Genomic DNA, 15,772 nt, shown 5'->3' on the forward strand with positions numbered 1-15,772 from the left:
CGCTACCCGGCCCGGCGGTCCGCGCTCAGCCGGACAGCACCAGTCCCAGGTAGACCAGCGTGGTGACGATCTCCACGACCGCCCCGAGCACGTCACCGGTGATCCCGCCGAGCCGGCGTACCCCGTGCCGCAGCAGCCCCACCGCGACGGCGAGCGCGGCCAGCACGGCGACCGGGCCCTGCCACGGGCGGCCCGGCACGGCGGGCACCGCCAGCAGCGCGACGGCGGCCGTGCCGACGACCAGCGCGACCGGCCCCACCGTCCCGGCGACCAGCGCGCCCAGCCCGTCCGGCCGGGCGGCCGGCACCCCGCGTCGGCAGGCCACCGCGACGCCGAGCCGACCGGCGGCGGTCGCCGCGACCACCGCGGCCAGCGCCGCCGCCCACCCCCGCCCGGCCAGCTCCGCGAGCACCGCGGCCTGGAGCAGGAGTACGACCACCAGCGCGACCACCCCGAACGGGCCGACGTCCGGCTTCTTCATGATCTCCAGCGCCGCCGCCCCCCGCCGGTACGACCCCAGCGCGTCCACGGTGTCGGCCAGCCCGTCCAGGTGCAGGCCCCGGGTGAGCAGCGCGCCGAGCGCGACGGTGACCCCGGCGGCGACCAGCGGTGGCGCGAGCGCGGCGGTCAGCAGCAGCACCCCGCCGAGCAGCGCACCGAGCAGCGCGCCCACCGCCGGGGCGAGCGCCATCGCCCGGGCCGCCGCCGCCCGGTCCACCCGACCGGCGCGCAGCGGCAGCGTGGTGAAGGTGGTGACCGCCAGGCGGACGCCGTCGGCGAGCCGCGCCTCAGCCGGCACGCCGGCCGCTGGCGTCCGACACCGCCTCGTCCGTCCCGGTGGAGTCCGGCCCGGTGGTGGCGGGTCCGGGTCCGGGGCCGGCAGGCTCCGGCTCGGCGAAGTCCGGCTCGGCGGTGGCGGGCTCCGACCCGGTGGTGGCGGGTCCCGGGCCGGTCGGCGCCGGCTCGGTGAAGTCGCCGTCGTCCGGGTCGCCGCCGAGCGACGGGTGCACCGGCAGCGTGGCGGCCAGCGCCAGCGCCGAGCGCAGCAGCGGCAGCGCGGCCAGCGCGGCGGCCCCCTCGCCCAGGTCGAGCCGCAGGTCCAGCAGCGGGGTCAGGCCGAGCACGTCGGCGGCCAGCCGGACGGCCGGCTGCCCACCGTGGTCGGGCAGCAGGCACCAGTGCCGGGCCTGCCCGGCCAGGTCCCGGCTGACCATGCCGGCGGCCACCCCGACCGGCCCGTCGAGCAGCACCGGCAGCCGCCGGGCGGTCGCCCCGAGCAGCACCCCGGTGGCCACCGCCACGTCACCACCGCCCAGCTCGGCCAGCACGTCCTTGGCGTCGCGGGTCGAGCGCCGGGTCCGGTGCAGGGCGTCGCGGACCGCCGCGCAGCGCGTCATCCAGGCGGCGTCGTCGACCTCACCCGCCCCGTTCACCACCCGGCCGAGCACCGCCGGCGGTTCCGCCCCGGCGGTCGCCGCGAGCACCGCCGCCGCGGCGGCCTCGGTGCCCGCCCCGCACGCCGCCAGCACCAGCAGTTGCACGCCCGCCTCGGCGGCCTGCTCGGCCAGCCGCCAGCCCTGCCGCAGGGCCGCCTCCACCTCGTCGGGGGTCAGCGCGGGCCCGTCCTCGATCGGCGCGGCGGTCGGCGCGTCCACCACCTGGAGGCTCGCGCCGCTCTCGGCGGCCAGCCGGGCCAGGGCGCCCCGGCCGGCGCGGGCCTGCCGGGCCCGCCGGGCCGACTCGCCGGGCGCGGTGCCGGCCGCCGCGCCGCCGGTGTGGTCGCCGTGCAGCAGCAGCACCCGTACGGACGTCCACGGCGTGGGGGTGCTGGTGCCCTGGGTGGCGGCGGCGAAGCCGACCACCCGGTCGAGCACCCCGAGCCCGGCGCCGGGCACGTCCAGCGTGGCGAGCCGCTCCACCGCGAGCGGACCGGCGTAGTCGTCGGGCATCGGCAGTTCCATGCCGGGCTGGATGACCAGGCCGGTGCTGACCATCGGCAGCGCCATGGTCGGCGCCGCCCAGGCGGCGGCCGGCTCGGCGGGCGCGGGTGTCGGCGCCGGGGCCACGGTCGGGGTCAGCACCTCCGGCAGCGCCGGCTCGGCCGGCCGGCCCGGCGCGACGCCGTTGGACGCGGCGGTCGACCCGTCCGGCGCGCCGGCCTGACCGGGACCGGGCTGGACCGGCACGCCGAGCGGTCGGGGCGCGGCCGGCTTCAACCAGGACGGTTGACCGGCGACCACCAGCACCACGGCGTCGCAGGCGTCGGCGATCGCCCGGTTCGTCGCGCCCAGCGCGTCGGTGAAGGCCCGGCCCAGCGGCGTCGTCGGCACCAGGGAGAGCCCGACCTCCGGGCTGACCAGCACCAGCCGGGCGGCGCTCGCCCGCACCGCCGCCGCCAGCTCGTCCACCGTGGCGGTGTCGTCGGCGGGCTGGTGGGTCGGGTCGAGCAGCACCGTCACCCAGCCGCCCAGGTCGTCGACGAGCACGGTGTCGTGCGGCGCGGCACCGGCGATCACGTCGGCCAGCCGGCGCGGATCCCCGGCGGTCTCCTCGGTGGTCCAGCTTCCCGGCCGGCGGGCCCGGTGGGCGGCCAGCCGGTTGGCCCACTCCGTGTCGTCGGGGTCCCCGGCGGGGGCGGTCGCCACGTAGCGGACCGTCGGCGCGTCGGCGACCAGCGATTCCGCGAACTCGGACTTGCCGGACCGGATACCGCCGAGCACCAGGAGCGTGTTCCACCCGTCAACGGACATGCCCGTACCTTAAGGCCGTCCGGCGGACCGCCGCCCGCCGCCCCGGACGCCGCCCGGCCCGTGGGGCCACCCCGGCGGTGGCTCAGCCGCAGTGCTCGAACGCGCTGGCGTAGCTCGCCCCGCCGGTCGCGCCGCCCCACCGTACGCAGGCGCCGGCGGCGGCCGCCCGGACCGGCCCGGCGTAGTAGTCGAACGACCCGCTCGCGGTGTCCCGGGTCTTCCCCCGCACCTCCAGGTACGCCGACACGGCGGTGGCCCGGCCGACGTTCCGCTCCTTCAGGGTGACCACGCAGTTGGTGCCGGTGCCGCCGTTCCAGAGCAGGTACACCCGGCCCTGCCGCACCCCGCCGACGGTCAGCGCCGCCGAGTCGATCACCCGGTAGCCGCTGCCGCACACCTGCGTCGCCGGGTACGGGTTCGGCTTCTCGGGAGCGCTGGCGGTGGCTGACGGCACCGGCGTCGCCGAGGCGGTGGCGCCGCCGGTCGGACCGGTCGCCGACGCGCCGGTCGTCGGGTCGGCGGTCCGGTCGGGCACCGGCGACCGGCTGACCCGCCCGGTACGACCCGGCGTCGGCCGCGCCGACGTCCCGGTGACCACCGGCTGCGCCGACCCCGGCGCGGCGAACGCCGACCCGTCGGCCACCCCGGCGCGACGCTCCGGCCGGTCGGTGTCGCCGGAGGAGTGGCGCGCGGCCACGGCCACGGTGACCGCCACCGACAGCAGCACCACGCCACCGGCCCCGGCGAGCGCCAACCGCCGCCCCCACCCGGCCCGGCCACCGGTCGGCTCCGCCGCGGTCGGCTGCCCCGGCCGGACGACCGGCGTCGCGTCCCGGGCGTCCTCGGCGGCGTCGGCCATCGCGGCGGCGCTGGGATACCGGTCGCCGGGGTTCTTCGCCAGCGCCCGGCGCACCACCTCCCGGACCGCCGGCGGGGTGTCCGGCGGCAGCGGGGCCGGGGCGTCCTGCACGTGCCGCAACGCCACCTGTAACGGGTTCTCCCCGTCGAACGGCGGCCGGCCGGCCAGGCAGTAGTAGGCCACCGCGCCGAGCGCGTAGACGTCGGTGGCCGGCGAGACCGGCTGCCCGACGGCCTGCTCCGGCGACATGTACGACGCGGTGCCGAGCACCGTGTGCGCGGCGGTGATCCCGGCCGTGGCGCCCGAGCGGGCGATGCCGAAGTCCACCAGCACCACGCCGCCGTCCCGCTTCACCAGCAGGTTCGCCGGCTTGACGTCCCGGTGCACGATCCCGGCGGCGTGCGCGGCGTGCAGCGCGCGGGCGGCCCGGGCCACCACCGACATGGTGGTCGCCGGGTCGAGCCGCCCGGCCCGGCGCACCCAGGTCACCAGCGGCTCGCCGTCGACGTACTCCATCACCAGGTAGCTGACCCGGCTGCCGTCGGGCAGTGTCGCCGTACCGACGTCGTGCACCTGGACGATGCCGGGGTGCCGCAGCGCGGCCAGCATCCGCGCCTCGGCGCCGAAGCGGGTGGTGAACTCCGGATCGGCGACCAGCGCGGGCAGCAGCACCTTCACCGCGATCGGCCGGGCGAGCAGCGTGTCGGTGCACCGCCAGACGGCGCCCATGCCACCGGTCGCGATGCGGTCGGTCAGCAGATAGCGGTTGCCGAGCAGCAGTCCTGGAGTCAGCACCGCGCCACCGTACCGGCCGCAGCGGCACCCGTTGATCCACCCGGCGGCCCGTCCGGCGGTGGCGGGCCGGGCCGTCCCGCGTCCGGCCGACTACGCTTGCGGGGGTTCGCGTCCCGTGGGGACGACGGCGGCGAGGGGAGACGCGGCATGGCGTGGAGCTGGCGGTACGAGGGCACGAACGGCGAGTCGGTGGAGGGACCGGCCGAGTCGTTCAGCAGCCAGGCGGATGCCGAGTCGTGGATCGGCCAGACCTGGCGGGAGCTCGCAACGTCCGGCGTCACCTCGGTCGCACTCGTCGAGGACGACCGGGTGGAATACCGGATGAGCCTGCAGCCCCCGGCCGAGTGATGGGCTACGACCGCCCGGGCGAGCGCCTCGTGCTGGGCGTGCCCCGGGCGGCGTTCCGGCCCAGCCCGGTCTTCCTCGCCCTGGTCGCGCTCTTCGTGACCAGCGGCGTCATGGCCTGGCAGCGCTACGGCAACGCCCGGTTCGACGTCTTTCTCTTCGTCGTCTCCGGCTGGCTCGTCTCACTCTGCCTGCACGAGTACGCCCACGCGGTGGTCGCGTTCCGGGCCGGTGACCGCGACATCGCGCACCGGGGCTACCTGACGCTCAACCCGTTCAAGTACACCCACCCGCTGCTGTCGATCGTGCTGCCCGTGGTGGTGGTGCTGCTCGGCGGCATCGGCCTGCCCGGCGGCGCGGTCTGGGTGGACCGGCACGCCATTCCCGGTCGGCTGCGGCACACCCTGGTCAGCCTGGCCGGCCCGGCCACCAACGTGCTGTTCACCCTGCTGCTGGTGGCCGCGCTGCGGGTCGGCTCCGGCACCGGCGGCTCGCCGGAGTTCTGGGCCGGGGTCGCGCTGCTGACGTTCCTCCAGCTCACCGCCAGCGTGCTCAACCTGCTGCCGGTGCCGGGCCTGGACGGCGGCAACATGATCCAGCCGTGGCTGAACCCGCAGTGGCGGCGCGGCTATGACCTGATGGCCCCGTGGGGCTTCATCCTGCTCTTCGCGCTGCTGTGGAACCCGCGGATCAACGGCTGGTTCTTCGGCGCGGTCTTCTGGCTCGCCGACCTGCTCGGGCTGCCGCCCGGACTCTACCTGCGCGGGCTGGACCTGATCCGTTTCTGGCAGGGCTGACCACCGGCCGGCGGCCGACCCGACCGGTGGTCGGTGGCGGGGCCGACCGGGCACCGGCAGCCGGCGCGCAGCGCCGGGGCGGCGTCGGCCCGGCGTACCCGGAAAGGGGCCCGGGCCGACGCGGAGGCCGCGCCGGCCCGGGGGAGCGTCACGGCCGCTGGGCCGGGCTCTCGGTCTTCGCCGCGTCCCGCTCGGTGACCGGCTCGACGATCTCGTCGATGGCCTTGAGCAGGTCGGCGTCGAGCTTCACGCCGGCCGCCTTGACGTTGTCGTGCACCTGCTCGGGCCGGGACGCCCCGACGATCGCCGAGGCGACGTTCGGGTTCTGCAGCACCCAGGCGACGGCGAGCTGCGGCATGGTCAGCCCGGCCTGCTCGGCGAGGGGCTTGAGCCGCTGCACCCGGGTCAGCACCTCGTCGTTGAGCCAGGCCGCGATGAAGTTCGCCCCCGACTTCTCGTCGGTGGCCCGGGAACCGGCCGGCGGCGGCTGACCCGGCAGGTACTTGCCGGAGAGCACGCCCTGCGCCATCGGCGACCAGACGATCTGGCCGAGCCCCAGCTCCTCGCTGGTCGGCACCACCTCGGTCTCGATGACCCGCCACAGCATCGAGTACTGCGGCTGGTTGGAGACCAGCGGGATACGCAGCTCACGGGCGAGCGCGTGCGCCTCCCGGATCTGCGACGCCTTCCACTCGGAGACGCCGATGTAGTGCGCCTTGCCGGCGCGCACCACGTCGGCGAACGCCTCCATCGTCTCCTCCAGCGGGGTGCTGTAGTCGTACCGGTGGGCCTGGTAGAGGTCCACGTGGTCGGTCTGCAGCCGGCGCAGCGAGCCGTCGATCGACTCCATGATGTGCTTGCGGGACAGTCCCCGGTCGTTGCGGCCCGGCCCGGTCGGCCAGAAGACCTTCGTGAAGATCTCCAGCCCCTCGCGGCGCTCGCCCTTGAGCGCCCGGCCGAGGACCGACTCGGCCTTCGTGCCGGCGTAGACGTCGGCGGTGTCGAAGGTGGTGATGCCGCTGTCCAGGGCGGCCCGCACGCAGGCGGTCGCCGCCTCCTCCTCGACCTGCGAACCGTGGGTGATCCAGTTGCCGTACGAGATCTCACTGACCATCAGGCCGGAGCGGCCCAGGTGACGGAATTCCATGCTCCGACCCTAGCGCCGCCCGATCATGGTCGCCGTGCGGCGCTCCCGTGGCCCGGTCAGAGCACCGGTGTGGCATCCGTCAGCAGCCGGTCGAGCGCCGTCACCACCTCGGCGCGGCCGGGATGCACCGGGTCGAGCAGCGGCTCGCCCCGCCGGTCCAGCGCCCCCCACCGGCCGGCGGCCGTACCGACCAGGAACGCCACCGGGTGGATCACCAGGGTCGGGTACGCGGGCTCCACCAGCACCCGCCCCGCCCGGTCCACCACCCCCCGACGACCGGCCAGCTCCACCACGGCCAGCCCCTCCTCGGTGAAGCCGTCCACCTCCCGCCCGTCGGCCAGCGGGGTGCGGAAACCGTGGTAGCGGGTCGGCACGACGAGCTGACCGGTCCGGTCCACCGCGCCCCAACCGCCGTCCCGACGGACCACCGCCACCCCGCCGGTGAACGGGCGGACCTCCTCGAACCCCGGCGGGACCTTCACGATGTTGGTCGGGTCGACCGCCATCCAGTTGCCCTTGCCGTCCATCGAGACCCAGGCCAGGCCGTCGGCGAACGAGCCGACCGCCCGGTAGCCGTTGTTCGCCGCGATCAGCACCGCACCCGACGCGTCGAGCAGCGCCCAGCGGGACGCCTCCGGCCGGCGTACCCAGGCCATCCCCTCCCGGAAGGGCTGCACCTCGGCGAACTCGCAGGGGATCACCAGGTTGCCGTCGGCGTCGGCGTACCCCCAGCGGTCCTCCTCCTCGTCGAAGGTCGGCGCCGGCGGCCGCCCGCTGCCCAGCAGCTCGTCGCGGCTGCGCGGCCGGGGGCCGAACCCGTCCGCCGTGGCCCGCTGCCGGACCGCGTCCAACGCCACCGCCGCCCGGGCCGCCAACTCCGCGTCCGCACCCTGGCGCAGGTCCAGGGCCAGCTCGACGTGCTGGCACGCCTCGATCAGCCGCCCCTGGTCATAGCAGGACCGGCCGGCGTGCTCGTGCAGCACCGCCCGCAGCCGGTCGGGCAGCTCCGGCGAGTTGGCCTCCGCGAAGAGCCGGTCGGCCTCCGCGTGCTCACCCCGCCAGCGCAGCACCTCCGCGAGGCGCGCCCGCGCCAGCGCGGTCCGCCGCAACTCACCGGTGGCTTCCGCGTACGTCAGGGCGAGCCGACCGTCGGCCAGGGCGTCGTCCAGGTCACCGAGGATCCGGGAGGCGACCGCCCGGAGGCTGAGCAGCCGGGCCCGGCTCCGGTTGTCCAGCGCCACGCCCAGCTTGGCGGTCAGCCCGTCCCGTACGCTCCGCAGCTCGGCCGGGTCGGTCACCTCCTCGCGCAGCGTCTCCGGGTTCAGCCGCCACCGGAAGGCGGCGAGCGCCTGCTCGGGATCCGTCGGCGGCGTCTCCCGGCGGTTCTCCGGCAGCGTCTCCGACCGTTCTTCCGGCGTCGTCCCCCGGTCGTTCTCCGAGGGCGCCGCGTCCGGCTGGCGCTCGGCCGGCGCGGTGTCGAGGGTCGGGTCGGTGTCAGCGGTGCGGGACGGCGACTGCGTCGGCGCGGCGACGGGTCGTCCGGCCGGCTCGGTCCCCTCGGACGCGGGCGGCGCGGACACCGGCCGGGTCGCCGCACCGGCCACGGCGGGCGCCGGTGGTCCCGACACCGGCCGGGTCGCCGCGTCGGCCACGGCGGGCGCCGGTGGTTCCGGGACCGGCTGTGCCGGCGTGTCCGGTGCCGCCGGGGCCGGTGGCCTGGGCACGGGCAGGGCGGGCGGCGCGGACACCGGGTGGGCCGAAGCGTCCAGTGCCGGTGGCGTGGACAGGGGTCGAGCGGGCGGCGCGGACACCGGGTGGGCCGAAGCGTCCGGTGCCGGTGGCGTGGACAGGGGTCGAGCGGGCGGTGCGGAGACCGGGGTTGCCGACGCCGCCGGTGCCGGTGGTGCGGAGACGGGTCGGACCGTCGGTGGGGAGGCCGGGGTTGCCGACGCGTGGGGTGCCGGTGGTGCGGAGACCGGCCATGCCGAGGCGACCGTTCCCGGCGCGGCGGATGCGGAGACGGGTCGGGTGGGTGGTGCGGAGACCGGGTGTGCCGAAGCGTCCGGTGCCGGTGGTGCGGAGACGGGTCGGGCGGGCGGTGCGGAGACCGGATGGGTCGAGGCGTCCGGTGTCGGCGGCGCGGACACCGGCCGGTCGGACGGCGATGGTGCCGCCGGACGGGGTGGTGGCGGCAGCTCCGACTCCGGGACGGTGTCGGCGGGTGGCGCCGAGACGGGCCGCACGGGCTGCGGACCCGCCGGGCCCGGCACGGGTGCAGCAGGCGGCGCGGACACCGGCGTGGCCGGTGGCGCGCTGACCGGTGCGGAGGCCCCTGGCGGGACCGGTCCGGCGTGGGGCTGCGTCACCTCCGCCACCTGCTCCGGTGGCCTGCCCACCGGCCGGTACGCGGGCGGCGCCGGAGCCGGACCGGCGACTGCGGCCGTACCGGCCTGCGGCGCGGGCCGGTACGCGGGCGGTGCCTCGGCCCGCAACCGCTCCAGGTCGGGCCGGTAGGCCGGTGGCGCGGACACCGATGCGTCCCGTCGACCGGAGGCCGGCCCGTCGGCGGTGGACTGCCCGGCCGGCTCGTCGGCGGCGGTCTGCCGGGCCGCCGGCTCGTCAACCGGAGGCGCGGGCGGATTCGGTCGGAACCACGCTGCGGCTGCCTCGGCCCGGGGGCGGTCGGCCGCCGTGATCGGGCCGTCCGCGTCCGACCCGGTCGTCTTCGACGGGCCGGAGGCGGCAGCGTCGGCGCGCCGCTCCGCGGTGGGCCGGGAGGCCGCCGGGTCGTCTCCGGCGGAGGCGGGAGCGGCTGCCGGCCGGTTAGTCCCCGGCTCCGGCTCCCCGTCGGCCGGTGCCGCCGGGGTCCCGGAAAGCCCGGCCCCTTCGGCCCGGACCGGTGGCGTCGGTGGCGCGGAGACGGGCGCGCCCGCCGGCCCGGACATCTGCGGAGCCGGTGGCGCGGAGACGGGTGTCGTGGACTCCGGTGGTGCCGGTGGCGCGGAGACGGGTGTCGTGGACTCCCGTGGTGCCGGTGGCGCGGAGACGGGTGCCATGGATTCCCGTGGTGCCGGTGGCGCGGGTGCCGGTGTGACCGGCGGCGCGGAGACCGGCTCCGGAGCCGGCTCGGACATCGGCGCGACCGGCGGGGCGGAGACCTGCGCCGCCGGGGCCGGCACGACCGGCGGGGCCGGGATCGGGGTGGCCGGGGCCGGGGTGGCCGGCGGAGCCGACCCGGGCCGTGGCGGTGGGCCGACCTGGTCCGGACCGGCGGCGGGGACGGCCGGGGCCGACCGGACGACGGGCTGGTCGGCCGGCGGCCCGGAGACGGGCCGCCGTGGCGTGTCGGGTGCCGCCGGGCGGACCGTCGCGGCGGTGGGAGTCGACGGCGGGACCGGACGGGACGTCGGGACCTCGGTCGACTCGGGACCGCGTGCGTCCCCCGGGCTCCCGCCCGACGTGGCGGGGGGACCCGGAACGGAGGGTGCCTCCGGCGGGCCGGCGACCGGCCGTACGGCTGCGGGGCGCTGGTCCCGGTCGGTGCCGGCCGGGGGAGGGGGCGGCGAGCGGAACTCGACTCGCAGCCCGGCGGCGGGCGGTGCGGAGACCGGCGGCGGGACCGGCCCGGCGGCCCGGTCGCGGCTCCCGTCGGTGGGCGGGTACGCGGGCGCGCCCGAGGTGGGCGCGGTCGACCGCTCGTCCGGCCGGGTACGCGCGGCGGGCTCGACGGGTGGCCGCCGGTCGTCCTGCCGTGGCGGGACCGGGGCAGCCGCCCGGTGCGGCTGTTCCTCGGGCCGGACCCAGCCGTCCGGTCCGGTACGCGGGCGCCAGCCCTCGCCCGGGCCGCGTTCGCCCCGGTGGTCCTGCCACTGCTCGGGCCGGGCCCGACCGGTCGGCCGGTCCTCGGGCCGGGAAGCCGTCCGCTCCTCGGGCCGGGAAGCCGTCCGCTCGTCGGGCCGGGAAGCCGTCCGCTCGTCCGGGAGCCGTCGGCCGTCGTACCGGGCGGCGGCCGGGTCGGCCGGGTGCCCGGGCCGGTGTTCGGGGCGCACGCCTCGCCACTCGTCCCGACCGGGGACAGCGGGCGGCGCCGGGTGGCCGGGTCGCGCCTCGGGCGGGACGACCGGCCCGGCCGCCTGCCGGTACCGCTCGTCGGGCCCACGCCGCTCGTCGGACCGGGGGCGCTCGTCGCTGCGGTACCGCTCGTCGCCGCGCGGGCGGCCGTCGGTGCGGGAACCGTCGTCGGGACGCCGGCGCTCGTCGGGGTGGAAGGCCGCCTCGGTGCGGGCGCGCTGCTCGGTCGGCCGCGCGTCCGGGCGGGAGCGGGTCGGGTCGTCGTGGTGGCGGTCCGCCGGGCGATGACCGGGCGGGAGATCGCCGGGACGGGGCTCGTCGCGGTACCAGGGCCCTCGGGCCGGTTCCGGTTGGCGCGGGTCGGCCGGCCACCGCAGCCCGTCGGGCGTGGTGCCGGTGCCGCGGTGGGTCTCGGCCCGGGCCGCCGCGTCCCGACGCGGGTCGCGGGCCGGGTCGTGCCGAGGGTCGCGGGCCGGGTCGTGTCGAGGGTCGCGGGCCGGCTCGTGTCGGGGGCCGCGGGTGGGGTCGTGCCGGGGGTCCAGGTCGGCCGCCCGGCGCGGATCGGCGGCGCGGCGCGGGTCCGGCGTGCCGGGCCGGTGGGGCGGGGTGTCGCGGCGCGGGTCGTCGGCGGCGGGTCGCGAGGACCGGCCGTCGAACCCGGGGTCCCGGCGATCCGCCGGACCGTCCGGCCGGCCGTCGGTCACCGGGCGGCTCCAGCGCCGCTCCGGCCAGGCGGCCGCGTCCGCACCGGCGGACGGGCGCGCGGCGGGGCGGTGCGGGAACTCGTCGGGCTCCGCGAGCCAGCCGGGCTCGGCGGGGGAGGAGGGACGCTGCGGCACGCCGTCAGGCGCCCGCCGGCCCGCCTCGGGACGGGCCCGGTCGCGCTCGCCGTGCCAGCCCGCGCCGTTGCGCTCCACGGTCCACTCGGGGGCGCGCTGGCCGTACCGGCCGGGGTCGCGCTCCGCCGGGCCGCTCCAGCCGCGCCGGTCCCGGTCGGTGGGCGCCGACCGAACGGCGGCACCGTCGGCCGCCGGGCTGACCGGCCAGGTCGCCCGTGGATCCCCGCCCGCCGGGCTGACCGGGTACGTCCCGCGCGGGTCACCGCCCGCGGGGCTGACCGGGTACGTCCCGCGCGGGTCACCGCCCGCCGGGCTGACCGGGTACGTCCTGCGGGGGTCACCGCCCGCAGGGCTGACCGGGTACGTCCCGCGCGGGTCCCCGCCCGCCGGGCTGACCGGGTACGCGTCGTCCTCGCCGGCCGGGGCGGGGCTGACCGGGTGCACCTCGGCGCGGCCCACGGCGGTGGCCCGCCCACGGGGCGGGGGCGGGGTCAGGTATTCGATGCCGATGTCGCCCGGGTAGCGCTGACCAGGGAACTGTGGACGCCACTCGGTGGTGGGTTCCGCCGCCCAGGACGGCTCGGCCGGGTCACGCCAGCGGTCGTAGCCGCCGCTCATCTCCGGACCCTTTCGCCGCCCGCGCGGCGCGGCCCCGGGGCCGGCTCGCGTCGCTCGCTCACGGCGATGTCACCTCGTCGGAAAATTGTCGCGCTGGGCACCCGGGCGTGCCGGTAGAGTCGCCCGGTCCGGCACGTCATGGCTGCGCAAGGAGGGTAGCGGCGTGGGCTCGGTCACCGCCACTGTGGCACTGCGCACCGGCGCAAACGTTACCCCATGGTTTCGGACATTTGGCGCATTGGTCGCAGCCGGCTTCCGTCGGCACGCCACCTACCGGCAGGCGGCCCTGGCCGGGGCGGTGACGAACTCGGTCTTCGGGTTCCTGCACTGCTACGTCTTCCTCGCCGTGGCCGGCGCGGCCGGCACCGCCGCCGGCTACGACCGCGCCCAGCTCGCCACCTTCGTCTGGGCGGGCCAGGGGCTGCTCGCGGTGATCCTGCTCTGGGGCTGGACGGACCTGGCCGACCGCATCCGTACCGGCGAGGTCGCCAGCGACCTGCTCCGGCCGGTGCACCCGGTGACCAGCCACCTCGCCACCGACCTGGGCCGCGCCGGCTGGGCGGCGGTCGCCCGGCTGGTGCCGCCGGTGCTGGTCGGGCCGCTCTTCTTCGACGTCCACCTGCCCCGGCGCTGGGCCACCCTGCCGCTCTTCGTGCTCTCCGTGCTGGTCGCGATCGTGGTCTGCTTCGGCTGCCGGTTCCTGGTGAACGCCACGGCCTACTGGCTCCAGGACGTACGCGGGCCGATGATCCTCTGGACCCTCTGCTCCGGGGTGCTCGCCGGCCTCTACTTCCCGCTGGGCTTCCTGCCCGACTGGCTGGAGCTGCCGCTGCGCTACGCCACCCCGTTCCCGAGCCTCTTCCAGACCCCGCTCGACGTGCTGGTGGAGCGGCACAGCACCCCGGTCCAGGTCGGGCTGGTCGGCCTCCAGGTGGGGTGGGCGGTGCTGCTCGTCGCCGCCTGCCGGCTGGTGCAGCGCCGGGCGGAACGCCGGATGGTGGTGCAGGGTGGCTGACCGGGTGGCGCTCGCGGAGCCCGGGGCGGCGGCCGACCGGCGGCCGGGGGCGCTGGCCGCGTACCGGGCGCTGCTGGGGGCGCAGGCCCGGGCGCAGGCCAGCTACCGGGTGTCGTTCGTGGTGGACCTGGTCGGCAACGTCGGGGCCACCGTCTTCGACGTGGTGACCATCCTGGTGCTGTTCGGGGTGACCCGGGAACTCGGCGGCTTCACGCTGCGCGAGGCGCTGGTGATGGTGGGCCTCTCCGCCTTCGCGTTCGCCACCGCCGACCTGCTGGTCGGCAGCATCGAGCGGCTGCCCCGGTACGTCCGGACCGGTCTCTTCGACGCCGTGCTGGTCCGCCCGTTGGCGGCGCTGCCGCAGCTGCTGCTGATGGACCTGCCGGTCCGCAAGGTCTCCCGGGCGGCCTTCGGGCTGGTCGTGCTGCTGGTGGCGGTCACCTCGGCGGGCATCGACTGGACCCCGGGGCGGCTGGCGCTGCTGGTGGTCGCCCCGGCCGCCGGCGTGGTCTTCTTCGGCTCGGTCTTCGTGGCCACCGCCACGGTGTCGTTCTACTGGGTCGACTCCGGCGAGCTGGCGAACGCGGTCACCTACGGCGGGCGCGACTTCACCTCGTACCCGATCACCGTCTACGGCGGCTGGTTCCGCGGCATCTTCGCGTACGGGCTGGGGTTCGCCTTCGTCAGCTACCACCCGGCGCTGGCGCTGCTCGGCCGGGCCGACCCGCTCGGCCTGCCGTCCTGGGTGGGTAGGGCCGCGCCGGGCGTCGCGCTGGTCGCCGCCACCCTCGCCGCCGCGGCCTGGCGCGTCGGCATCCGCCACTACCGGAGTACGGGGTCATGAGCGTCATCGAGCTGAGCGGGCTGCGCAAGGAGTTCACGGTCCGGGTGAAGGCCGGGCGGCTGCGCCGCGAAAAGCGGACGGTCACCGCGGTCGACGGGATCGACCTGCGGGTGGAGCGCGGCGAGATGCTGGGCTACATCGGCCCGAACGGCGCCGGCAAGTCGACCACCCTGAAGATGCTGACCGGGGTGCTGACGCCCTCGGCCGGCGAGGCCCGGGTCTGCGGGCTGCGGCCGGTGGCCGAGCGCACCCGGCTGGCGCTGCGCGTCGGGGTGGTCTTCGGCCAGCGCTCGCAGCTGTGGTGGGACCTGCCGTTGCGCGACTCGTTCGACCTGCTGCGGCACGTCTACCGGGTGCCGGCGGGGGAGCACGCGACCCGGCTGCGCCGCTGCCGGGGCCTGCTCGACCTGGACGAGTTCCTGGACACCCCGGTACGGCAGCTCTCGCTGGGCCAGCGGATGCGCGGCGAGCTGACCGCCGCCCTGCTGCACGGCCCCGAGGTGCTCTTCCTCGACGAGCCGACCATCGGGTTGGACGTGGTGAGCAGGCAGGCCGTCCGGGGTTTCCTGGCCGAGCTGGGCCGGGCCGGTGACACCACGCTGGTGCTGACCACCCATGACCTGGCCGACATCCAGCGGCTGTGCCGCCGTCTCGTGGTGATCGACCACGGCCGGGTGGTGCACGACGGTTCGATCGCCGCCCTGCACAGCCGGTACGGCTCCCGCCGGCTGGTCGTCGCCGAACTGGACACCGTGCTGGCCGTGCCGCCGGTGCTGCCGGGCGCACCGCTTCAGCGGGTGGAGGCCGACGGACACCGGCTGGTCTTCGCGTTGGAGTCGGCGGGTGTCGCTGAGGTGGTCGCCGGGCTCGCCGGCCTGGCCACGCTCCGCGACATCTCGATCGTCGAGCCCGACATCGAGGACGTCGTCGCCCGCCTCTACCGCAGCCCGGCGCAGGTGTGACGAAGGGCCCCCTCCGCCACGCGTCCGGTGGCGGAGAGGGCCCTGTCGACGGCCGGGCCGGGTCAGATCTTGTCGCCGATCTCCACCTGGGGTGCCGGGGCGCGCATCCGGCGGAAGGTGATCGACCGCATGATCGCGTACAGGTAGAGCGAGCCGAGCTTCTGGTCGCTGCGCGGGAACCGCTCCCGCACCAGCTTCTTGATCTTGCGGGAGATCAGCACCGAGTCGATCACCACGCCGAGCGCCAGCGCGCCCCACAGCAGGTTGGAGACCAGCCGGACGATCGGCGGCATGGCCTGGTTGGAACCGACCAGCACGATCAGCGCCCCACCGAAGAACCAGGTGCCGACCGTACGCCGGGAGTCGACCACGTTGCGGGCCAGCAGCCGCTCCGGGCCGCGGTCACGCGGGCCACCCTCGCGACGGAACTCCGCCGCCGCCTCGGCGCGGGCGACCCGGCGCTGCTCCCGCGCCTCCTCCTTGGTCAGCGGCCCGGCCGGCGCGCCGGGACGTCGACCGGCGGTGGGCCGCTTCGGCGTGACCCGGCCCAGCTCCTTCTTGCTCGGGGTGTAGCCCCGGGGGCGGGCAGCGGCGGACCCCTCGTCGGTCGTCACCGTGGTGACGGAATCCTCGACGAGGTCGGCGGGCTTACGACGAAACAGCGACGGCACGTGGTGCAGGGTAGCCAAACGGTCGAGCCCGGTGCACATCGCGGTGCACCGGGCCCGGC

At 77.3% G+C, this 15,772-nt stretch carries 11 protein-coding genes; 5 read left to right on the top strand and 6 right to left on the bottom strand.

Going from position 1 to position 15,772, the window contains the following annotated elements:
- Positions 1–25: 25 nt before the first annotated feature.
- The 3 genes from cobS to ABUL08_RS01730 form a co-directional block, all read right to left on the bottom strand.
- Complete coding sequence (gene cobS / locus ABUL08_RS01720) at positions 26–799, bottom strand: adenosylcobinamide-GDP ribazoletransferase (protein WP_350933873.1); 774 nt, start codon at positions 797–799, stop codon at positions 26–28.
- Positions 789–2,750 (bottom strand): bifunctional adenosylcobinamide kinase/adenosylcobinamide-phosphate guanylyltransferase, encoded by a 1,962-nt coding sequence (locus ABUL08_RS01725; protein WP_350933875.1) that lies wholly within the window; start codon positions 2,748–2,750, stop codon positions 789–791. The genes cobS and ABUL08_RS01725 overlap by 11 nt, the downstream gene beginning before the upstream one ends.
- Positions 2,751–2,832: 82 nt before the next feature.
- A complete protein-coding gene (locus ABUL08_RS01730) occupies positions 2,833–4,404 on the bottom strand; it encodes a serine/threonine-protein kinase (protein WP_350933876.1) in 1,572 nt (523 codons plus the stop codon).
- 147 nt (positions 4,405–4,551) lie between these two features.
- Here ABUL08_RS01730 and ABUL08_RS01735 point away from each other — a divergent pair, with 147 nt between their 5' ends.
- Positions 4,552–4,752 (top strand): hypothetical protein, encoded by a 201-nt coding sequence (locus tag ABUL08_RS01735; protein ID WP_350933877.1) that lies wholly within the window; start codon positions 4,552–4,554, stop codon positions 4,750–4,752.
- On the top strand, positions 4,752–5,546 hold the full coding sequence (locus tag ABUL08_RS01740) for a site-2 protease family protein (protein ID WP_350933878.1): 795 nt from the start codon (positions 4,752–4,754) through the stop codon (positions 5,544–5,546). Before ABUL08_RS01735 ends, ABUL08_RS01740 begins: the two co-directional genes overlap by 1 nt.
- A gap of 148 nt (positions 5,547–5,694) precedes the next feature.
- Here the strand turns inward: ABUL08_RS01740 and ABUL08_RS01745 are convergent, their stop codons facing one another.
- Together ABUL08_RS01745 and ABUL08_RS01750 are read right to left on the bottom strand one after the other, a co-directional pair.
- Complete coding sequence (locus ABUL08_RS01745; protein WP_350933879.1) at positions 5,695–6,693, bottom strand: aldo/keto reductase family protein; 999 nt, start codon at positions 6,691–6,693, stop codon at positions 5,695–5,697.
- Between the two features lie 56 nt (positions 6,694–6,749).
- Entirely contained in the window at positions 6,750–12,221 is a 5,472-nt protein-coding gene (locus tag ABUL08_RS01750; protein ID WP_350933880.1) for a WG repeat-containing protein, read from the bottom strand.
- A 163-nt stretch (positions 12,222–12,384) separates the two neighbouring features.
- Here ABUL08_RS01750 and ABUL08_RS01755 point away from each other — a divergent pair, with 163 nt between their 5' ends.
- The 3 genes from ABUL08_RS01755 to ABUL08_RS01765 are packed head-to-tail and all read left to right on the top strand — an operon-like array spanning position 12,385 to position 15,042.
- Complete coding sequence (locus ABUL08_RS01755) at positions 12,385–13,236, top strand: ABC transporter permease (protein ID WP_377521794.1); 852 nt, start codon at positions 12,385–12,387, stop codon at positions 13,234–13,236.
- Positions 13,229–14,080, top strand: a complete 852-nt coding sequence (locus ABUL08_RS01760; protein ID WP_377521795.1) for an ABC transporter permease — start codon at positions 13,229–13,231, stop codon at positions 14,078–14,080. The genes ABUL08_RS01755 and ABUL08_RS01760 overlap by 8 nt, the downstream gene beginning before the upstream one ends.
- Positions 14,077–15,042, top strand: a complete 966-nt coding sequence (locus ABUL08_RS01765; protein WP_350933883.1) for an ABC transporter ATP-binding protein — start codon at positions 14,077–14,079, stop codon at positions 15,040–15,042. Before ABUL08_RS01760 ends, ABUL08_RS01765 begins: the two co-directional genes overlap by 4 nt.
- 62 nt (positions 15,043–15,104) lie before the next feature.
- On the opposite strand, the gene ABUL08_RS01770 is transcribed toward ABUL08_RS01765, so the two are convergent.
- Positions 15,105–15,713, bottom strand: a complete 609-nt coding sequence (locus ABUL08_RS01770) for a DUF3043 domain-containing protein (RefSeq protein ID WP_350933884.1) — start codon at positions 15,711–15,713, stop codon at positions 15,105–15,107.
- Positions 15,714–15,772 lie beyond the last annotated feature (59 nt).

The organism is Micromonospora sp. CCTCC AA 2012012 (assembly GCF_040499845.1).
GTDB lineage: Bacteria > Actinomycetota > Actinomycetes > Mycobacteriales > Micromonosporaceae > Micromonospora > Micromonospora mangrovi.